Source organism: Acinetobacter sp. YH12145, assembly GCF_013418335.1.
GTDB classification, from domain to species: domain Bacteria; phylum Pseudomonadota; class Gammaproteobacteria; order Pseudomonadales; family Moraxellaceae; genus Acinetobacter; species Acinetobacter amyesii.
Genome location: NZ_VPCE01000005.1, coordinates 209,283 through 228,887, shown reverse-complemented (window position 1 = coordinate 228,887; position 19,605 = coordinate 209,283). Strand labels below are relative to the sequence as shown.

General features: G+C 42.3%; 20 protein-coding genes. 6 read left to right on the top strand and 14 right to left on the bottom strand.

Features of this window, described 5'->3' with window-relative positions; translation table 11 throughout:
• Positions 1 to 78: 78 nt before the first annotated feature.
• The 3 genes from FTU80_RS16405 to FTU80_RS06975 form a co-directional block, all read right to left on the bottom strand.
• The gene (locus FTU80_RS16405) at positions 79 to 348 is read right to left on the bottom strand and encodes a hypothetical protein (RefSeq protein WP_257221453.1); all 270 of its coding nucleotides are present in this window, start codon (positions 346 to 348) and stop codon (positions 79 to 81) included.
• Complete coding sequence (locus FTU80_RS16400) at positions 338 to 676, bottom strand: class I SAM-dependent methyltransferase (RefSeq protein WP_257221452.1); 339 nt, start codon at positions 674 to 676, stop codon at positions 338 to 340. Before FTU80_RS16400 ends, FTU80_RS16405 begins: the two co-directional genes overlap by 11 nt.
• 152 nt (positions 677 to 828) lie before the next feature.
• Positions 829 to 1,608 (bottom strand): NAD-dependent epimerase/dehydratase family protein, encoded by a 780-nt coding sequence (locus tag FTU80_RS06975; protein ID WP_180084607.1) that lies wholly within the window; start codon positions 1,606 to 1,608, stop codon positions 829 to 831.
• A 59-nt stretch (positions 1,609 to 1,667) separates the two neighbouring features.
• Here FTU80_RS06975 and recG point away from each other — a divergent pair, with 59 nt between their 5' ends.
• Together recG and FTU80_RS06965 are read left to right on the top strand one after the other, a co-directional pair.
• Entirely contained in the window at positions 1,668 to 3,713 is a 2,046-nt protein-coding gene (recG, locus tag FTU80_RS06970) for an ATP-dependent DNA helicase RecG (protein WP_180084606.1), read from the top strand.
• Between the two features lie 139 nt (positions 3,714 to 3,852).
• Positions 3,853 to 4,485: a ComF family protein gene (locus tag FTU80_RS06965; protein ID WP_180084605.1), complete on the top strand. Its 633-nt coding sequence runs from the start codon at positions 3,853 to 3,855 to the stop codon at positions 4,483 to 4,485.
• A 43-nt stretch (positions 4,486 to 4,528) separates the two neighbouring features.
• On the opposite strand, the gene FTU80_RS06960 is transcribed toward FTU80_RS06965, so the two are convergent.
• Both FTU80_RS06960 and FTU80_RS06955 read right to left on the bottom strand, forming a co-directional pair.
• The gene (locus FTU80_RS06960) at positions 4,529 to 4,936 is read right to left on the bottom strand and encodes an NUDIX domain-containing protein (protein WP_180084604.1); all 408 of its coding nucleotides are present in this window, start codon (positions 4,934 to 4,936) and stop codon (positions 4,529 to 4,531) included.
• Positions 4,933 to 5,541 carry a TIGR00730 family Rossman fold protein gene (locus FTU80_RS06955; protein ID WP_180084603.1) on the bottom strand — a complete coding sequence of 203 codons (609 nt, stop codon included), beginning with the start codon at positions 5,539 to 5,541 and terminating at the stop codon, positions 4,933 to 4,935. The genes FTU80_RS06960 and FTU80_RS06955 overlap by 4 nt, the downstream gene beginning before the upstream one ends.
• Before the next feature lie 155 nt (positions 5,542 to 5,696).
• Here FTU80_RS06955 and FTU80_RS06950 point away from each other — a divergent pair, with 155 nt between their 5' ends.
• Entirely contained in the window at positions 5,697 to 6,710 is a 1,014-nt protein-coding gene (locus FTU80_RS06950; protein ID WP_078189297.1) for a CorA family divalent cation transporter, read from the top strand.
• A gap of 80 nt (positions 6,711 to 6,790) precedes the next feature.
• Here FTU80_RS06950 and FTU80_RS06945 read toward each other — a convergent pair whose 3' ends face one another.
• From FTU80_RS06945 to dxs, 8 genes are all read right to left on the bottom strand, one after another.
• The gene (locus FTU80_RS06945) at positions 6,791 to 7,051 is read right to left on the bottom strand and encodes a lipid asymmetry maintenance protein MlaB (RefSeq protein WP_218945760.1); all 261 of its coding nucleotides are present in this window, start codon (positions 7,049 to 7,051) and stop codon (positions 6,791 to 6,793) included.
• 39 nt (positions 7,052 to 7,090) lie between these two features.
• Positions 7,091 to 7,726, bottom strand: coding sequence for a phospholipid-binding protein MlaC (locus FTU80_RS06940; protein ID WP_078189299.1), 636 nt, complete (start codon positions 7,724 to 7,726; stop codon positions 7,091 to 7,093).
• Positions 7,727 to 7,743: 17 nt separating this feature from the next.
• Positions 7,744 to 8,424 carry an outer membrane lipid asymmetry maintenance protein MlaD gene (locus tag FTU80_RS06935; protein ID WP_180024337.1) on the bottom strand — a complete coding sequence of 227 codons (681 nt, stop codon included), beginning with the start codon at positions 8,422 to 8,424 and terminating at the stop codon, positions 7,744 to 7,746.
• Entirely contained in the window at positions 8,424 to 9,203 is a 780-nt protein-coding gene (gene mlaE, locus FTU80_RS06930; RefSeq protein WP_078189301.1) for a lipid asymmetry maintenance ABC transporter permease subunit MlaE, read from the bottom strand. The genes FTU80_RS06935 and mlaE overlap by 1 nt, the downstream gene beginning before the upstream one ends.
• On the bottom strand, positions 9,200 to 10,018 hold the full coding sequence (locus tag FTU80_RS06925; protein WP_111885426.1) for an ABC transporter ATP-binding protein: 819 nt from the start codon (positions 10,016 to 10,018) through the stop codon (positions 9,200 to 9,202). The genes mlaE and FTU80_RS06925 overlap by 4 nt, the downstream gene beginning before the upstream one ends.
• Before the next feature lie 407 nt (positions 10,019 to 10,425).
• Positions 10,426 to 12,237: a DEAD/DEAH box helicase gene (locus tag FTU80_RS06920; protein ID WP_078189302.1), complete on the bottom strand. Its 1,812-nt coding sequence runs from the start codon at positions 12,235 to 12,237 to the stop codon at positions 10,426 to 10,428.
• 457 nt (positions 12,238 to 12,694) lie between these two features.
• A complete protein-coding gene (locus tag FTU80_RS06915) occupies positions 12,695 to 13,525 on the bottom strand; it encodes an inositol monophosphatase family protein (protein ID WP_078189303.1) in 831 nt (276 codons plus the stop codon).
• Positions 13,526 to 13,637: 112 nt separating this feature from the next.
• A complete protein-coding gene (gene dxs / locus FTU80_RS06910) occupies positions 13,638 to 15,548 on the bottom strand; it encodes a 1-deoxy-D-xylulose-5-phosphate synthase (RefSeq protein ID WP_180084602.1) in 1,911 nt (636 codons plus the stop codon).
• A 311-nt stretch (positions 15,549 to 15,859) separates the two neighbouring features.
• Here dxs and ribA point away from each other — a divergent pair, with 311 nt between their 5' ends.
• A complete protein-coding gene (gene ribA, locus FTU80_RS06905; RefSeq protein WP_168379100.1) occupies positions 15,860 to 16,462 on the top strand; it encodes a GTP cyclohydrolase II in 603 nt (200 codons plus the stop codon).
• Between the two features lie 94 nt (positions 16,463 to 16,556).
• Here ribA and hemN read toward each other — a convergent pair whose 3' ends face one another.
• On the bottom strand, positions 16,557 to 17,930 hold the full coding sequence (gene hemN / locus FTU80_RS06900) for an oxygen-independent coproporphyrinogen III oxidase (RefSeq protein ID WP_180084601.1): 1,374 nt from the start codon (positions 17,928 to 17,930) through the stop codon (positions 16,557 to 16,559).
• 277 nt (positions 17,931 to 18,207) lie between these two features.
• Between hemN and hemF the strand changes: the two genes are divergently transcribed.
• Complete coding sequence (hemF, locus tag FTU80_RS06895) at positions 18,208 to 19,149, top strand: oxygen-dependent coproporphyrinogen oxidase (RefSeq protein WP_180084600.1); 942 nt, start codon at positions 18,208 to 18,210, stop codon at positions 19,147 to 19,149.
• A 231-nt stretch (positions 19,150 to 19,380) separates the two neighbouring features.
• Positions 19,381 to 19,602, top strand: coding sequence for a hypothetical protein (locus FTU80_RS06890; protein ID WP_078189308.1), 222 nt, complete (start codon positions 19,381 to 19,383; stop codon positions 19,600 to 19,602).
• The last annotated feature ends 3 nt before the right edge of the window (positions 19,603 to 19,605 follow it).

Below are 19,605 nucleotides of genomic sequence, written 5' to 3'. Positions count from 1 at the left end.
GATTTTTTCGCCATAAAAGCGGAAGAAGATGAGCAAGATCAGGGACAAGTTGTAAAAAACTTGTCTCTTTTTTTTGGATTATACAAAAGTATTTAATATTTTCTTTTTTAAAATTAAGGTATGTACATTCCAAAATTTTGGAGTGCCATTGGCTAGCGGTTTATTGCCTTTAAATTCATCGATATAAATAATATCAAAGTCCGCATCAAACAATTGTTTAAGCTCTTCCTGCTCAAAACCTATAAATTTTTCAGAAAAATTATTTACCCAATCATCATCTTTCCCTAACCGTTGTATGAGTAAGATGCCTTGCTCACTTAAGGATTCCTGCATTTTCTTAAAAAACACTTCCAAGCGAATCCGTTGAACAAAAAAATAAACTGAATAAAGCAATAATTAAACTAGCTTCAGGAAAGCTATAGTCTTCAAAGGCCTGATTAGAAAATAAAAAATTCTTATTGTCTTTAAATTTACTTATACAGATATTTTTAGCGTCAACAGTTGGATCAAATGTATATACTTTAAAATGATGACGGAGTAGAAATGATGATTCATTTCCTGCACCACAACCACAATCAATCGCGATCTTTGGTAAATTCTCAAAATAACTCAAAGCTTTTTCCAAAATCGGTCTATGGGGTAAATTCTGAGTAAGTTCAGCAAATGATTTTGTCATTATTTAAATTTTATCCTTTGAGATCCATTCGAAAATTTGAACAATACATGTTGTAAAAGACCTATTTTATTCATTTATAGAATTTCTTTTAATACTCACCAAGCTACACTGAATTTTATACATCACCCCCAATTTTACACTACACATCACAATCAATCGTGCGCTAACTTAAAACCACTCTCCATCATCCGCATTGCATAAATTTTTTTCCCTGTTTCTGCTTCGCTCTCTAAAACCAATTCGGGTAAATGCATAGCTCTTTGCAATTCCAAGATTCGCTCATGCAAAGGTTGAGGTTGGTTATTAGTGCAAATATATGATTTTTCATGATGTTCCACGTGAAGTAGATGACACAGAAATTTTGCCAAATCATCGATATGTATTCGATTTGACCAATGGATATTGGGATAGCGATGAGTCGTTTCTGCCAGTTTCTGCATTCGCGCTGTCGATGTGCCATAAATCCCAGATGGACGTACAATCACGCATTCGGTAGGAAATGCTTGTGAGTAGCGATGCTCCATTTCGCGCAACAACATCCCCTGCTCATCGATCGGTTGTGGCACAGTATCATCATCAATGCGCTCCCCCGCATGCTCACCATAGACACGAGTGGACGACACCACGATTAAACGTTGTATTGGATGACGTGCTAATGCTTGAACAATTGGCTGTACAGAATCGACATAAGTATGTCGGTAAGCATCCACAGCATTGAATTGAGCATGACGTGCAGGAGCCAAAAGAACATAGACAGCATCAATCGGTTGAACCTGCGACAAATCCAGTTGGTGAATATCTTGGATTAAATGTTCTGCAAAATCATCCTCTTTCGCACTACGACTCACTGTGGTAATTTGGTGACCTTGCTGAAATAATTGTTTAGCAACACGTTGCGATGTTTTACCATAACCGATAAATAGAATATGCATCAAACGACCTATTCTCAGAACTGATCCATTTAGATCATATAAACCGAAGTTGAGGGGACATGGCTTCCGTCCATCAATTGCAAGGGGTTGGCAATGCCGCCGCTGCTTTACTTGAAAAACTAAATATTTTCACGACAGATGATCTTTTGTTTCATCTGCCACGCGACTATGAAGATCGTAGCACGATCATCCCCATGAACCAATTGACCGTGGGTCGAAGTTATTTACTGGAAGGTACAGTCAAAAGTATCGACTTTCCACCCGGAAAGCGTAAATCGATGGCCGCCCTACTGGATGACGACTGTGGCAAAGTTACTTTACGTTTTTACCATATCTACAAAGGCATTACTGATCGGGTAAAACCGGGCAATCGTTTACGGATTTTTGGTGAAGTCCGTGTTGGTGCTCGTGGCTTAGAAATGTATCATCCTGAACTACAGGTGATTACTGAACACACACCTTTACCACAAACCCAACTCACTGCGATTTACCCTGCAACCGAAGGCTTAACGCAGTCCAAATTGCGTGAATATGTCAAACAAGCACTACAGTTATATAGTGATGACTTACCTGAATTATTGCCGGAAAAATTCACCAATGGCTATGCACTAAAACAGGCTTTGGACTATATTCATCATCCCCCTGTCGATGCCAATATGTTGCAACTCAGCCAAGGTTCTCATCCTGCACAGCAACGTTTAATTTTCGAAGAATTGGTTGCCCATCAGGTCAGTTTGCTCAGCCGCCGTGCTTATATTCAACAAATCGAAGCACCGTCATTCTCTACAAGTAAGAACTTCACCAAACAACTTTTAAGTACGCTGCCATTTGAAATGACCGGCGCACAAAAACGTGTGTCCAAAGAAATTGCGGTCGATCTGAAAAAGAACAAACCTATGCTGCGACTCGTACAAGGCGATGTAGGTGCAGGTAAAACATTGGTTGCAGGCGTTGCAGCCTGTCATGCGCTTGAGGAAGGTTGGCAAGTGGCCATGATGGCGCCAACAGAAATTTTGGCCGAACAACATTATCTAAATTTCAAAAAATGGTTTGAGCCTATGGGTCTAACCGTGTCTTGGCTTTCCGGCAAGCAAAAAGGTAAAGCTCGAGCTGCTGCAGAACAAAGTATTCAAGATGGTTCAGCCAATTTAGTGGTCGGCACACATGCTTTATTTCAAGACAATGTACAATTTGCCAAATTGGGTTTAGTGATTATTGATGAACAACACCGTTTTGGCGTCGATCAGCGTTTGGCGCTACGAAACAAAGGTCTCAATGGCATGACACCGCATCAACTTGTGATGACGGCAACCCCTATTCCTCGTACCTTGGCCATGTCGGCTTATGGCGACTTAGATACCTCGGTGATTGATGAACTGCCACCCGGTCGTACACCGATTCAAACAGTCACTATTCCACTTGACCGTCGTGAAGAAGTGCTACAGCGGATTGCCAGCAATTGTGCTGAAGGTAAACAAGCCTATTGGGTCTGTACCTTAGTTGAACAATCAGAAACTTTAGATGCTCAGGCCGCTGAAGCGACTTTTAATGAAATTAAAGAACGCTTTCCAGACCTCAATATTGGTCTTGTTCACGGCAAAATGAAGGCCGATGAAAAACAAGCAGTGATGCAGCAATTTAAAAATAATGAATTGCAATTACTGATTGCAACCACAGTGATTGAAGTTGGTGTTGACGTCCCGAATGCCTCAATCATGGTAATTGAAAATGCAGAGCGTTTAGGGCTTTCACAATTGCATCAGCTACGTGGTCGTGTAGGACGTGGTGCCAAAGCCAGTTTCTGTGCCTTGCTGTATAAAAATCCCTTATCGCAAAATGGGCAAGAGCGTTTACGCATCATGCGCGAGACCAATGATGGCTTTATCATTGCTGAAAAAGATTTGGAAATTCGTGGTCCCGGCGAGCTCCTCGGCACTAAACAAACAGGCGATATGGGCTTTCGTGTAGCAAAATTAGAGCGAGATGACCATTTACTCAATCAGGCACACTATGTGGCTCAACAAGTCCTAAATGATTATCCTGCACAGGCTCAAGCGCTTTTAAAACGATGGCTGCCTGAAGCACCCCGTTATGCCTATGTATAATTAGGATGACGGATCGATCATCCTAAAATACAGATTGGCTTTAACCAATAAGCTTATCGAACAGGTTTCTGTGGTGTTGTGATTGCACTTCACCACAAACTGTGCAGAATACTCAAAAAAGAATGATTAGAATAAAAATATGCTCCAATCTATCCAACACTTCATCCGAAAAGGACTGCAGAGCGTTTCCCCTTGCCTGCTCTGTGGTATCGATCGACAACAACATCATTCGCTTTGTACCGATTGTTGGGAACAATTGCCTTGGTTTAAACAAGTAGTTGATCGCCATGAACACAGCATCTCTTGTGCCTTTCACTATGATTTCCCAATAGATCGCATCATCCAAAGCTATAAGTATGAACAACAATTGCACTATCAAAATTTACTGGCACAGAGCCTTTTAAGCATGCGCTTAGCTCGAGTTCAGGCCATTGTTCCCATGCCTATTTCAGTAGAACGCCTCAAGGACCGTGGATACAACCAAATGCTGCTCGTTGCACACATGATGGCAAAGCAATTGCGCATCCCTGTTTGGCAACCCGTGATTCGTCAAGCACAGCACGCTCAAAAAGGTTTAAGTCGGCTAGAACGCCTAGAAAATATCGAACAGCAATTTATTATCGACCCAACTGAAAAACGCCGTTTCCGTAAAGTCCTCATCATCGATGATGTGGTGACCACGGGAAGTTCAATCCATGCATTAAGCAAGCTGTTACATCAGCTACATTGCACGCAGGTATATGCCGCATGCATTGCTGCGGCACAGCCTTAGTTTCAAACATCAACCTCTAAAGAAAATGAACACGCGAAGCGGTTTAGCTTTCAGCAAGAGATCGCGCCTGCTGCTTCACCCAAGGAATCACCACCTCACGTGTTAAAGGTGCAAGTTTTGTTTGTGTATCATCCAAGCTGACCCATTGCATCGCTGCAATTTCCGCATCAATTTTCGGTTCACCTTGCAACTGGACCAGATAGACATAACTCACCAGTAGATGATCGACTTCGTTCGCAGCGGCCGTTTCAAAACGGCCAATGAATTGTTCAATCTGCGCAGCGCAGCCAATTTCTTCCTGAATTTCACGTAGCATGGTGATTTCAGGAGCTTCATTGGGTTCTAATTTTCCACCTACTTGCATAAAGAATGCCGTGTGTTTTTTACGAACCACTAAAAGTTCATGCTGTTCATTTAAAATAATGGCTGCGGCAACAGTGATAATTTTCATCTATCTTGTTCCAAATCGGCGATAAAGGCTGTACGTTCAACCATGCCCCATTTCGGCTCTGGCGCAGTGAAATGTTGAAACTGCTCAACAATCGTTTCAATATTATCTTCTGCAATTAAGCCTTCGATAAAACGCGGATGGGTAAAGCCTTTTTCTGCAGTTGTTTTTAGAAAATTCAATAAATCGTCATAAAAACCATCTACATTGAGAAAGGCACATGGCTTTAAATGAATGCCCAATTGAGCCCACGTCCACTGCTCAAAAATTTCCTCTAAAGTCCCTGCTCCACCAGGAATCGCTACAAATCCATCCGAGAGTTCAGACATTTTGGTTTTCCGTTGTTGCATATTTTCTACCACATGCAATTCGGTTAAATCTGGATGTGCCAATTCTTTATCGACCAAGACTTTTGGAATCACCCCAACGACTTGCCCACCTGCACGCAAAGCACTATCTGCCACGACACCCATCAAACCTGAACGGCCACCACCATAGACTAATGTAATACCTTGGGCCGCTAAATGACGACCGACTTTTTCAGCCACCTGTAAATAGATAGGATTGTTACCAAGGGCGGAACCACAGAAAATTGCGATAGATTTCATTTATAATCACCATCAGATCAGGAGTACTATGCTGGAAAAATCAACTTTAAACAGATTTTTTCATAAAATAATCATTAGAACAGTGTTTTTAAGCAAATCCTTGTCTAAAATACACCCATTCATTTTTAACTTACTGCGTAAGGGGAAAAGACAACATGCTTGAAGCCTTTTACGCGACAGAGCGCGGTAGCTTAGAAGATGTCACCATCAATGGTGACTTCGATTTACATCAGGATTTAGTCTGGCTCGATCTCATTGCCCCGTCTCAGGAAGAGCAGCAATGGATTATGGATGCCTATGATCAGAATTTACCTACATTAAAATCATTAGAAGATATTTCGTCGAGTGCACGATTCTACCGTGATGACGATGGTATTTTGCACATCAGCACCTATTTTTTAACGAAAAATAAAAATTTTCAGGTCGATGGCGAACCAGAAGAAAATGCCAGCACCTTAGCTACCGTGCAGACAGTTGCCTTTATTTTGCATAAAGAGCGCTTATTCACTTTACGGGGTGAAAAGCTGGTGGCTTTCCGTGCCTTTCGTGCCCGTGCGCGTCGTAATGACTATGAAATTGACTATAAAGATCCAACTTGGATTTTATTGGGTCTTTTAGAAGCCAAACTCGATGAGCTTGCGGATATCTTGGAAGATATCCACAAGGACTTAGAAAAGTATTCCACAGAAGTGCTGAATAACCGTCATCGTGAGATGATTTTAGACTTAGATGACATGATTACCCGACTTGCGCATTTAGAAGATATGCTCGGGAAAGCACAGCTGTGTCTGATCGATTTACGTCGTGTTCTCACCTTCCTGTCACGTCCTCGCGCCTTGGGCAGTCATATTTATGATGCCGACATCCGAGAACTCAGCGAAGACGTACGCTCTCTTGTTGAGCATGATGCCTTCTTGTTCCAAAAGGTTCGATTCTTACTGGATACCACTTCTGGGTTCATTAATACCGAACAGAATGATACGATTCGTCGATTCTCGATTTTACCAAGTATGCTTGCGCCACCGATGTTAGTGGCTAGCGTCTATGGGATGAATACCGATGTACTGCCCTTCGCACATGGTACAACCAGTTTTATCGTGGTCAGCTTAATCATCGTGGCATTCTTTATTGGCCCATTGATGTACTTCCGCTGGAAGAAATGGATTTGATCCTTTCCTATTGCGTGGACTTACGAGAACTTCTTATCACGCTGAAATAAAAAAAAGCACCTTATGGTGCTTTTTTTTATTTAGATCAATTGCAAGTCATGCTCAAGATGACAGGCTTGAATAATCTTCATCATTTTTTCAGGGACTGCTTTAAACTGCAAACCTTGCGCTTTTGGCGTTTGACGTAACCAACGGACCAAAACAGCTAAAGCCAAAGTACTGCCATGCTCAAGCTCAGCAAGATTGACCACCAAGGGAAAAGCTTGCTGTTGTTGAATCAATTTCAAGCCGTCTTGATAATACAATTCGGCATTGTTGTAATCGATTTTGCCTGAAACCATCAATTCTTGTTGATGAAGTTTAATCACACATCACCTATCTTATTTTTTCTTGTCTAATGCAGCATCAGCATCAGGTTTGAAGTTCGCAATTGCTTTATCAATGTTACCGCCATTACGTTTTACAGTCGCCGCAAACTGATTACGGAATTGTAAGCCTAGATCGATACCCGAAACGTTGATATTACGGATTTTCCATTGTGAACCTTTATCCGCCAACTGGAAAGAGACTGGAATTTTTTCACCGTTGTTATGGAAATCAATCGTTACAACAGGGTTCTTACTGTTCGATGCTTTATAAGGACGCATGCTATATGTTTGGTTACTAAACTTAGCAAAAGCTGAACCATAGTTTTCAATCAGTGTTGCACGGAAGTTACGTTCAAACTGCGCACGTTGAGCCGCTGAGCTGTATTGATTCGTTGCATAAGTACCCATCACGATACGTGTGAACGCTTGTGAATCGATATACGGGTCTAAGTTTTGACGAACAATCGTTTTCACAGCCGCAGGGTTATTTTGTAGTTTTGCGTGGTCTGCTTTTAAACGTGTAATGAGGCCATCAGCCACTTTTTTTACAAATGCAGGTGGTGCTTCGCTTGGAGCAGCAAAAGCTGTACCTGCCATCATAGTTGATAAGATACTTGCTGTAAGCGTATGTTTTAACAATGTGTTCACTTATTTTCTCCTAAAAATTATTCAACAAATGCAGGTTCTTCTGCCGTTGTTGTGTCAGCAGCTTCTGTTTTTTGTTCAGCATCTGCTGTGTTGTCAGATTTGTTCCCTGCACCACCGGTCACAAATTTAGACACCAAATCTTCGATTTCCATCGTACCTTGGGTATTACCAATTTGGTCACCACGTTTTAAGAAGTTGACACCACCACCCGGTACAATTTTCAAATATTTCTCGCCCAATAAACCATTGGTTGCCACCATAATGTAAGCATCTTCATCGATATTGGTGATGGATTTCATGTTAGCAATCAGTTGCTGTTCCATTTCTTTTTGTTTCGCAGGTGTCGCTGCTTCATAGTCTGATGTGTAACGCAGTTCTTCGAGTGCATTCTTTTGCACTTCTTTTAATTGTTCTGCATTGTAAGAGGTTAATGAGCCATCCATAATGAGATGTGCTGTCACTAAACGCGTCACAGGATCGAGTTTCAACGATTCCACTTGACCAACTTTAACACCGCTTAAGGTGACTTTGGCACGGGGTTTAATCCCGTTTACATTTTCAAATGTCGCGGTCAATTCATAACTGTCTTCGATGTTATTGCCGACCAAACCACTCACACGCATCGCCAAGAAGAAAATAGCGATAGCAAACAGAATGACAAAAAAACCGACGGCCAGTTCACTCGTACGTGATTTCATTAAATACCTCCGAACATGACCGCAGTCAACACGAAATCTGAACCTAAAACACACAACGAAGAATACACGACAGTACGTGTGGTCGACGTTGCAATACCTTCTGAAGTTGGGACACAGGCATAACCCTGATAGACCGCAATCCAAGTACAAATTAATGCAAAAACAAAACTTTTGATGATGGTGCCATTAAAGACGTCTTTAAAGAATTGCACACTGTTCTCGATGCCACTCCAATAAGAGCCTTCATCTGCACCCAGAAAATCAACACCCACCAATTTACCGCCCATGATGCCGACCGCAGCGAAAATCACCGACAACATTGGTAAGCTAAAAATACCGGCCCAAAGTCGAGGCGAGATCACTCGTTTTAATGGATCGACCCCGATCATTTCCATACTCGACAACTGCTCAGTGGCTTTCATCAAACCAATTTCAGCCGTCAAAGCAGAGCCTGCACGACCTGCAAAGAGTAAAGCCGCCACCACAGGTGCAAGTTCACGCAGTAACGTCAGTGCAACGGCGGTACCGAGCATTGCTTCACTACCAAAGGTCGACAGAATGCTATACATTTGCAAACCCAGTACCGAGCCAATAAATAAGCCAGATACCACAATAATCAGTAATGAAAGCACACCAACACGGTACATCTGATAAATAAACAATTTCACGCCAAGTAAAGTCGGCATGGAAAAAAGAATCTGCAGCAACATAATGGTTGCTACGCCGATTCCTCGAACACGTTCAATGACGCGTCTACCTAATGCGGCAATAGCATTCATGAACGAACCTCATGATTTAAATAGGGCTGATGACTGAATTGATAATCGACTGGACCTTCTACCGAACCCGTCAAGAACTGCTTCACAAACGGCGAGGCATGTGCTTTTAACTGCTCAGGTGTTCCCTCGCCCTGCACTTTCCCTTCAGCCACCACATAGATGTAATCTGCAATTGATAATGTTTCAGCCACATCATGAGAGACAATAATCGTAGTTAAATCTAAAGCTTCACGTAGCGAACGAATCAAGCGAGTTAAAACCCCCATCACAATCGGGTCTTGCCCTGCAAAGGGTTCGTCATACATGATCAGCTCAGGATCGAGTGCAATTGCACGAGCCAAAGCCACACGACGATTCATACCACCCGATAGTTCAGAGGGCATCATTTGTTCTGCACCACGTAAACCAACCGACTCTAATTTCAACGCAACAATTTCAGCGATCAAATGCTCTGGCAACTTGGTATGGGCACGAATTGGAAAGGCTACGTTTTCATATACCGACATATCGGTAAATAATGCACCGCTCTGAAACAACATCCCCATACGCGCACGCGCAGCGAAGAGTTCCTGACGTGACATCTGTGCAATGTCCTGCCCATCAAGCAACACTTCTCCATTATCGGGAGTCAATTGACCACCAATTAAACGGAGTAAAGTCGTTTTACCTGTACCAGATGGACCCATAATTGCAGTGATCTGACCACGACGAATTTTTAAACTGACATTGTCATAAATGACGCGCTCTCCTCGCTTAAAACTCAGGTTTTTCACTTCGATCAGTGCCTGAGTCTGAGAAGACGTTTGATTATTCATAGCTGAGGATTTTCCTGCATTTTTTTCAGCATGCATACTATAAAGGATTGAAGTTTAAAATGTTACCATTGCATGAGCGCATATCCCTGCATTCTGTCAGGTAAATTGTTTTTTATTATTAATGCGATTTTATAGAGGCTGTCTTCAACCCAATAGAAGAATTTAGTTAAAATAATTGTATATATAGTAAACGATATTACACAATAAGAGTGTCAAACCGATATAAGGCATAAGTACCTCGATCATCACTGTACGCATATTTGCCAACGCGTTTCCATTCATATTAATTATCATTAAACACATAAAGTTTGATCAAGTATACATTTTTCTGATTAAAAAGCTAATTTAAATCCATAAAAAAAACCAGTGTTTCCACCGGTTTTTTCGATATTTCTTTCGAAATTCAATTAGTCATTGAATTTACGACGTGGACGATCTTCACCGAAAGTGCGTTCGCCACGTGGTTTATCATCACCGAAACGTTTTGGACGGTCATCGCCGAAACGTTTTGGACGATCTTCACCAAATGAACGTTGAGGACGGTCACCGTTGAATTCACGACGTGGACGATCTTCACCAAATGAACGTTTTGGACGATCGCCATAACCTTCACGAGCTGGTTTGTAATCTACACGGTTACCACGGTTGTCATCGTTAGAACGACGGTCAAAACCACCTTCACGACGTGGACGATCGCTGTTAAATTCGCGACGTGGACGATCTTCAAAACCGCCTTCACGACGTGGACGATCGTTGTTAAATTCACGACGTGGACGATCTTCGAAACCGCCTTCACGACGTGGACGATCGTTGTTAAATTCGCGACGTGGACGATCTTCGAAACCACCTTCACGACGTGGACGATCGTTGTTGTATTCGCGACGTGGACGATCTTCGCCACCGAATGAACGACGTTCGCCATCACGGTTGCCTTCACGACGTTTGAAGTTTGATTCACCTTCAAAACGACGACCGCCACCGAAGCCACCACGACCACCGCGACCACCATCACGACGACCACGACCGCCATCACGGCTACCGCGTGCAGGAGGTGGAGATGGCTCAAGACCTTCAATTTCAGACACATTTAAACGTGCATCTAAGAAGTCTTCTAAAGCACGGATTTTACCGCGTTCACGGTAAGTCGCTAAAGTAATCGCGTTACCAGTACGGCCCGCACGACCTGTACGACCGATACGGTGTACATAGTCTTCGTTCTTCATTGGAAGACCGAAGTTAATTACGTGAGAAATAGTTGGTACGTCTAGACCACGTGCAGCAACGTCAGTCGCAACTAAGATTTTTGCACGACCTTCACGAATGCTGCGTAAACGACGGTTACGTACAGTTTGTGGCATTGCACCGTGAAGAGCGACAACTGAGTGACCTGCTTCTGCAAGTTCTTCAGCCAACATATCTGTATCTTCTTGAGTAGATGCGAATACAACTGCTTGATCTACAGACTCATCAGATAACCAGTGAGTCAAAAGTTTTTTCTTGTGTTCGAAACCGTCAGTCCAATGAAGAGTCTGAGTAATGTCAGTATTTGTAGAGTGACCAGTTTCAATCGCAATACGCTGTGGATCATTCATCATGCGTTCTGCAAGTGTAATGATACGCGGCGCAAATGTTGCAGAGAACATTAATGTTTGTTTACGGTTAGCAGCCAAGTCGCTGATCGCTTCTAGGTCTTCAGAGAAACCTAAGTCAAGCATACGGTCAGCTTCGTCAACGATTAACGCATCAACGTTGTCTAGTTTAATTTGACGACGGTTAACCAAGTCAAGTAAACGACCTGGAGTCGCTACGACAACTTGTGCACCTTTAAGCTGTTGAATTTGTTTACCGAAAGGCATACCACCCATAATTGCAGCAATACGAACACCTTTCATATGACGTACTAAAGCAATTGCGTCTTGGCTCACCTGTTGAGCCAATTCACGTGTAGGGCAAAGTACAAGAATAGACGGTGCAGTTACCGCTTTCATGCGCTCTTTGAAAGACATCAAAGTGTCTTGACCAGCCAAAGCATTCACAGTTGGGAGTAAGAATGCAGCAGTTTTACCAGAACCAGTTTGGCTTGATACAAGAAGGTCTTTACCTTCTAATGCAGCTGGAATTGATTGTTCTTGCACTGGAGTCGGAGTAGTAAAACCTAGACCTTGTAATGCTAGTTGTAACGACTCATGTAAAGGAAAATCAGCAAAAGTTTTGCTCATAGAGTATTTCACCCCAAAAATGGGTGCTCCATTAAAAATATAAATTCAGATGGACATCGGCAAAAAGCGGCACAGCAAAAAACGCTGAAAATATAGAATCAGCGGCGATCCGAGAACGACGATGTGTATAACGCACACATGATTACAGCCGCAACCTGAAGGAATCGCTTAGCGATTGGGTGGGGCGCGAAATATCGTCCTCTCTTTGGACCGGAACGCGCATACACAATGATAGAAGAGAATGTTCAGGTAATGAACGAAATTTAGTGCGTGCGGGGATTATAGCAGAAAGTTTTTAAATGTCACCTGTTTTAGTCAACTTCAGAATATTTTTTGTAAGAAGCTTTAAATTATAGGTGTTTAAGCCTTTATTTTTGACCGATTAGACAAAAATAAAGCCCTCATAAAGAGGGCTTTATTTCATTATTCTGTCAATAAACTCGAACTAAGCGTTCTATTATTTAGCAGCTTCACCCCAAGCTGGAACTACAGCTTGCATAAGCGGTTTAAGCATTTTCATAGAACATGCAAGTACTTGACCATTGTCCATTGAGTCGTTACCACCACGAGCATCAACCACAGTACCACCCGCTTCTTTTACAATAAGTTCACCCGCAGCGATGTCCCATGGTTTCAAACCAAGTTCGAAATAACCATCGAAACGACCAGCAGCAACATATGCTAGATCAAGAGCAGCAGAACCTGAACGACGGTATTGAGCACCGGCTTCAGTCACATTTAACAATGAGTTGAAATGGTTTTTCGCATAAGAAACCACTTCGCCATTACGAATTTTACGATACGCATGACCCACTGAAAGGAAAGTGTTTTCTAAGCTGTCTTTTACATTTACACGAATACGGCGTTGGTTCATCATCGCACCGCGACCACGGCTTGCAGAGAACAACTCATCTTTCACAGGGTCATAAATAACACCGTGCTGAGTTACACCTTTATGTTGAACTGCGATAGAGATGCAGAAATGTGGAACACCATTAACGAAGTTTAATGTGCCATCAAGTGGGTCGATGATCCAACACCAATCAGCGTCATGACCTTTACCTTCTTGAAGACCAAACTCTTCGCCTAGGAAACTGTGATTTTTATAGCTTTTACGTAGGGTATCGATAGTCAATTGTTCCAAATAACGGTCTACACGCGTTACTGGACCATCAATTCCTTTTTCTTCGACTTGTAGATCGAGTTTATGACGATTTTGATGCGCTTTTAAAAGCTCTTGACCAACTAATTGAGCCGCACGCGCAGCCATAACCACCATAGGTTCCATTGAACACCCACTACAAATTTGAAGATACTGATAAAGAATAATGCATAAAAGCCCTTATATCTTATCAAATATAAGGGCTTTTAGGGAAAAAATGTTTCTAAAAATTAGAAATTCAGCAAACTACAGTTGACTTATGTTTTATCCAGCTTTGTGTCACAGAAGTGATAATGCCTTCAGCATCTAGTCCAGCTTGTTGTAGCATTTGAGCATGTGTCGCCTGATGCATAAATTCATCTGACAAACCTAAATTCAGCATCGGTTTAACAATACTAGCCTGCGCTAAATATTCATTTACCGCACTACCCGCACCCGCCATCACTGCATGCTCTTCAACTGTCACAAATAGTTGCGTGCTTGCCGCGATTTGATCGATCAACTGTGTATCTAATGGTTTTACAAAACGCATATTTAGCACACGAACTGCAACATCCAGTTTTTCAGCCAATACTTCAGCCGCCTCAACCGCTGCCTGAACACGGCTACCAAATGCTAAAATCGAAATTGTTGCATCTTGCTGAACATTGAAGTTTGCAAGAACTTCACCACGGCCAATTTCAAGCTCGGTCATCTCTTGCTGAATCTCAACACCTAGTCCATTACCTCGTGGGTAACGTACTGCCGCTGGGCCTTTATACAAATAAGCCGTATGCAACATTTGACGACATTCATTTTCGTCTTTCGGCGCCATGATCACCATGTTCGGCACGGTACGCATAAAGGCATAATCATATGCACCTGCATGCGTTGGGCCATCTTCACCAACCAAACCTGCACGGTCGATACCAAATGTCACATCAAGATTTTGCAAAGCGACGTCATGAATCAGTTGGTCATAACCACGTTGTAAAAAGGTTGAATAGATTGCAACAACCGGTTTTACCCCTTCACAGGCCATACCCGCAGCCAAAGTCACCGCATGTTGTTCTGCAATGGCAACATCAAAAAAACGCTCAGGGAACTGCTTTGCAAATTGCACCATGCCTGAGCCTTCACACATCGCAGGAGTAATCGCTAATAAACGATCATCCTGTACAGCTTCATCACATAACCACTGACCAAAAACATCTGAATATTTCGGTGCAGTTGCCACAGCAGCAGGTGCATTCAGTTTACTGATGGCATGGTATTTAATTTGATCTGCTTCGGCAGGTGCAAAGCCTTTACCTTTTTTGGTATAGACATGCACTAAACGTGGGCCTCTGCGTTTTTTTAAGGCTTCAAACACATGTGTCAATTGTTCAACATCGTGCCCATCAAAAGGACCAAAGTAGTCAAAGCCAATGGCTTTAAATAGGTTGTCTGCAGCATCGGTCGCAGCACAATGTAGGCGTGAGTTATACGCCCATTCAGGATGAGGTTGAATATAGGCTTCGCCATTTTCAGAAATATTCACCGATTGACCACTTTCCCAAATCGCAGCCAAATGCTTAGCAAAACCACCAGTACTGCATGAGATCGACATATCGTTGTCGTTCAATACCACCATGAGGTCAGCATTGTGTGCCACCGCATCGTTCATGGCTTCAAAAGCCATGCCCGCTGTCATCGCGCCATCACCCACGATTGCAACCACATGACAGGGATCTTGCTTGAAGCGACGTGCCAATGACATCCCAAGACCAGCAGAAATCGCTGTTGATGAATGGCCTACACCAAAGGTGTCAAATTCAGATTCTTCACGGGCAGGAAACGCAGCCAAACCATCTTTGGCACGAATCGTCACTAATTGTTCACGACGACCAGTTAAGGCTTTATGCGGATAGGCTTGATGACCCACATCCCAAATCAGACGATCACGTGGTGTATCAAAACAGTAATGCAATGCCACGGTTAATTCGATCACCCCAAGATTGGCACCAAAATGCCCACCACTTTGTCCGGCCGCATACAAAATAAATTGACGTAACTCATCCGCCACTTGCTCTAATTGGCTGCGCTCGAGTAAACGAAGTTGTTGAGGATGGTTAATCGTATCCAGCAACGGTGTTACAGGGCGTTGAAATGGTATTTCTTTATACAGCATAATGTGGCAAAGCCTTCTAAAGCCTGGCAAATTCCTAAGCTCGGTCTAAATGGGTAACTCGATCATATCGTCGAATTGTATCACCTTACAATCAGCCAAACTTGTAGCGATGTAATTTTTAGCAATGATCTCGTTGGGGAGATTTTGAATGAGTCAGATTATCCTGAATAATCTTCCTATTTATCAACTATTATCGTTCGCTTTATACAAAAAAGAAAATGTTCTGCATAAATTCGTCGTTGCAATTCTACCAATGTCCAAGCATTACGCTATACTTTAGCCAATTTATAATCGAATAAACGGGTTAAGCAGTGCCTATAGAATTTGTCGCAACGTCAAGATTACCGACCGCTTTTGGTGAATTCAATATTACGGTTTTTCAGGATCCTGAAACCGGTGAAGAACATGTCGCACTCTCTAAAGGACTAGAACAAGCTCCCACTGAACCTGTTTTAGTACGTATCCACTCCGAATGCCTGACAGGTGATGCCTTCGCTTCACTCAAATGTGACTGCGGCCCACAACTTCAAGCCACCCAAAAATTAATTAATGAAGCGGGTCAAGGGGTGATTTTATATTTACGTCAAGAAGGTCGTGGTATTGGTTTAACCAATAAAATCCGTGCTTATGCCCTACAAGACCAAGGCCATGACACAGTGGATGCCAATTTATTATTGGATCTTCCTGCCGATGCACGTCGTTATGATATGTGCCCTATCATGTTGAATCATCTCAATATTACGGCTGTGCGTCTCATTACCAATAACCCATTAAAAATTGAAGCGCTCCAAGAGCAAGGTGTGAATGTCGTTGATCGTGTTCCGCTGACTGTGGGTTTAAATCCCTTTAACGAACAATATTTAAAAACCAAACATGATCGTATGTCGCATATGTATCAAAAGGACGATTTTTAAAAATCCTTTAAATTCTCCATAAATTAATCCCTCCAAACCTCCCTTTACAAAAGGGAGGCTTCCCCCTCTTTATTAAAGAGGGGTTAAGGGAGATTCAAATCGTCATCGAAAAAATACGATTTTCCGGCACACGGCGTTTTAACCTTAAGTCAAAAGCCATGCAGATATTACGTACAAAAGGTTTGCCTTTTTCGGTAATTTGGATGCTCTGATCACCCAACTCTAATAATTCATCCGCCTGCATTTCTGTTAATTGTGCAACCACTTCATCAATTTCTGGAAATTGCATGTCTGTATTTGCCCACGAAGTATGGAATGTACACATCAAATTCAGAATATGTTTACGGATAATCAAGTCTTCTTCAGTCAGCACATGACCTCTATAAACAGGAATTTGGTTTTGCTCTAAACGTGCATAATAGTCTTCAATTTTCTTTTCATTTTGTGCAAAGCTGTACCAACTATCACTGATCGAAGATAAGCCGAGACCAATCATCAGTTGGGTTTTCGATGCGGTATAGCCCATAAAATTACGGTGCAAACTGCCCTGCTGAAAAGCTTGATACATCGGATCTTGGGTTAATGCAAAATGATCCATCCCAATTTCATGATAGCCCTGCGCCAGTAGCTGTTTTTTACCTTCTTCATAGCATTGACGCTTTAAATCATCTTTCGGGACATCGGCATCTTTAAAACCACGCTGACCATTGCCCTTAATCCATGGTACATGTGCATAGCTATAAAAGGCTAGACGATCTGGCATCAAACGATTGGTCTGTTCAATGGTATGCAACACGTCGTTTAAATCCTGAAATGGCAAACCAAAAACCAAGTCATGCGAAATAGAGGTATAGCCAATATCACGTGCCCACTGTGTCACTTGTTCAACATGTGCAAAGGGCTGAATACGGTGGATGGCTTTTTGCACCTTCTCATTATAATCCTGCACTCCATAACTTACGCGTCGAAAACCAACATCATACAAAGCTTGTAAATGCTCACGTGTGGTATTGTTCGGATGCCCTTCAAAGCTAAATTCATGTGTATCGGCAATATCAGCATGCACTAGAATGCCTTGAATCAACTGGGTGAGATGCTCAGGAGAAAAGAAAGTAGGCGTTCCACCGCCCAAATGAATTTCTTTAATTATTGGCCGATCAACCAAGAGTTGACAATATAAGTCCCATTCTTTCAGCACCGCCTGAATATAAGGCAGCTCCATCTCATGTTTTTTTGTGACTTTTTTATGGCAACCACAAAACGTACATAAGCTTTCACAAAATGGCAGATGAATGTACAGACTGATGCCTTCACTGTGATTGGTCTCATCAAATGAACGCTTCAATCCCTGTTTCCACTGTTGCAATGAAAACTCAGCTTCCTCCCAATACGGTACGGTTGGATAACTGGTATAGCGTGGACCTGGTACATTGTATTTTTGAATTAAAGAACTCGCCTGCTGAGACATCGATGCACCATTTCAATCAATGAGATTCAATTTAAATCTACCTGATGATTATTGTGCTGAGCTTCAGATGTGAATTCAACCTAGCAAATTTGTCGGAATAGGCCTAATTTCAGCCGGAGCAATTGCTGCTAACTTTGCATGATCTTTTGGTTTAATCACTAGATTTCTAGATTTAAAGCAAAGATCCGATGCTGAGTATCGGGAAAAATGCCTTAAGTTTTCACCTAATTTATGCTTTGATGACACTTATCTTTAAATTATTTTAATAAAGGTCACCATGCAGAATCCAACTTCAGCCGATATTCAACGTGTAGATGAATTCCTTCGCGATTTACAGGCACGGATTTGTGCCGCATTGGAACAGCAAGAACGTGCTGGTGGCGGAAGTGCCGAGTTTTCGATCGATGACTGGGAACGCCCTGAAGGTGGTGGTGGTCGCTCACGTGTTCTTCAAAATGGAACGGTGATTGAAAAAGGCGGCGTGATGTTCTCGCACATCAACATTTCAAAATTACCGGCCTCTGCGACTGAACGCCATCCCGCTATTGCAGGTGCAAAAGCACAAGCCATGGGCGTGTCGTTGGTAATTCACCCGAAAAACCCCAACGTCCCAACCTCACATGCCAATGTGCGTTTATTTGTCGCGGAAAAAGAAGGCCAAGATCCGATTTGGTGGTTTGGCGGTGGTTTTGACCTCACTCCATTTTATCCAAATGATGAAGATGTCTTGTCTTGGCATCAAACTGCCCATGATCTTTGTGCCCCATTTAGCGATACACTCTATGATGAACATAAGAAATGGTGTGATGACTATTTCTATCTCAAACACCGTGATGAACAACGTGGTGTGGGCGGTTTATTCTTTGATGATCTCAACCAATGGGACTTTGAAACCTGCTTCAAATATATGCAGGCCGTGGGTAATGGTTATTTAGAGGCGATTTTACCAATCTTCCAAAGAAACCAAGACAAAGCCTATACCGAAGCACAACGAGACTTCCAACTTTACCGTCGTGGTCGTTACGTTGAATATAACCTAGTGTATGACCGTGGCACCTTATTTGGTTTACAAACTGGTGGGCGTATTGAATCCATTTTAGTAAGTATGCCACCTTTGGCGGGCTGGTCGTATCGTCCTGAATGGGAAGAAAATTCTGCCGAGAAAAAGCTTACCGACTTTTATTTAAAACCGCATGATTGGCTTAATATATTGAAATAAAATAGATAGACATGTATTTGCCTCTGTCCATCAGGGGCTTTTCATTGCCTTTTAATTAAAGTATTTATATTTCTAGGTAATATCTTGATGCATAAATAAATTTTTTAAGCATTTACTTTGTAATCATATTGCTCAACAATGACACATCTTTTAAACAGCTTTACGCTATGTCATTGCACAATGTGTCAATAAACTCATGGCTGTAACTTTCTTGTACGGAGTACAACGCACATGACACATCAAACACTCAATAAAAAAGCAGTCAGTCTTACTGCCTTGGTGTTTTGGAGCTTTGCTGTTGTGCTGATCAGCGCTATCAGTACTAATATTTTTTCCGAAACGTCTTTGAATGACAATTTGGCTATTGGCTTCATGGTGGTTGCCTTGATTGGTTTAGTCATCAGTGCTGCCAGCATCTTGATTCAAAGCGTCTTAGATATTTGTAATCCTTAATTT

Excerpts from the sequence above, each read along its gene's own strand:
- FTU80_RS16400 (WP_257221452.1), bottom strand. The coding sequence starts at position 676 with ATGACAAAATCATTTGCTGAACTTACTCAGAATTTACCCCATAGACCG.
- FTU80_RS06975 (WP_180084607.1), bottom strand. The coding sequence starts at position 1,608 with ATGCATATTCTATTTATCGGTTATGGTAAAACATCGCAACGTGTTGCT.
- recG (WP_180084606.1), top strand. The coding sequence starts at position 1,668 with ATGGCTTCCGTCCATCAATTGCAAGGGGTTGGCAATGCCGCCGCTGCT.
- FTU80_RS06965 (WP_180084605.1), top strand. The coding sequence starts at position 3,853 with ATGCTCCAATCTATCCAACACTTCATCCGAAAAGGACTGCAGAGCGTT.
- FTU80_RS06960 (WP_180084604.1), bottom strand. The coding sequence starts at position 4,936 with ATGAAAATTATCACTGTTGCCGCAGCCATTATTTTAAATGAACAGCAT.
- FTU80_RS06955 (WP_180084603.1), bottom strand. The coding sequence starts at position 5,541 with ATGAAATCTATCGCAATTTTCTGTGGTTCCGCCCTTGGTAACAATCCT.
- FTU80_RS06950 (WP_078189297.1), top strand. The coding sequence starts at position 5,697 with ATGCTTGAAGCCTTTTACGCGACAGAGCGCGGTAGCTTAGAAGATGTC.
- FTU80_RS06945 (WP_218945760.1), bottom strand. The coding sequence starts at position 7,051 with ATGGTTTCAGGCAAAATCGATTACAACAATGCCGAATTGTATTATCAA.
- FTU80_RS06935 (WP_180024337.1), bottom strand. The coding sequence starts at position 8,424 with ATGAAATCACGTACGAGTGAACTGGCCGTCGGTTTTTTTGTCATTCTG.
- mlaE (WP_078189301.1), bottom strand. The coding sequence starts at position 9,203 with ATGAATGCTATTGCCGCATTAGGTAGACGCGTCATTGAACGTGTTCGA.
- FTU80_RS06925 (WP_111885426.1), bottom strand. The coding sequence starts at position 10,018 with ATGAATAATCAAACGTCTTCTCAGACTCAGGCACTGATCGAAGTGAAA.
- FTU80_RS06920 (WP_078189302.1), bottom strand. The coding sequence starts at position 12,237 with ATGAGCAAAACTTTTGCTGATTTTCCTTTACATGAGTCGTTACAACTA.
- FTU80_RS06915 (WP_078189303.1), bottom strand. The coding sequence starts at position 13,525 with ATGGAACCTATGGTGGTTATGGCTGCGCGTGCGGCTCAATTAGTTGGT.
- dxs (WP_180084602.1), bottom strand. The coding sequence starts at position 15,548 with ATGCTGTATAAAGAAATACCATTTCAACGCCCTGTAACACCGTTGCTG.
- hemN (WP_180084601.1), bottom strand. The coding sequence starts at position 17,930 with ATGTCTCAGCAGGCGAGTTCTTTAATTCAAAAATACAATGTACCAGGT.
- hemF (WP_180084600.1), top strand. The coding sequence starts at position 18,208 with ATGCAGAATCCAACTTCAGCCGATATTCAACGTGTAGATGAATTCCTT.
- FTU80_RS06890 (WP_078189308.1), top strand. The coding sequence starts at position 19,381 with ATGACACATCAAACACTCAATAAAAAAGCAGTCAGTCTTACTGCCTTG.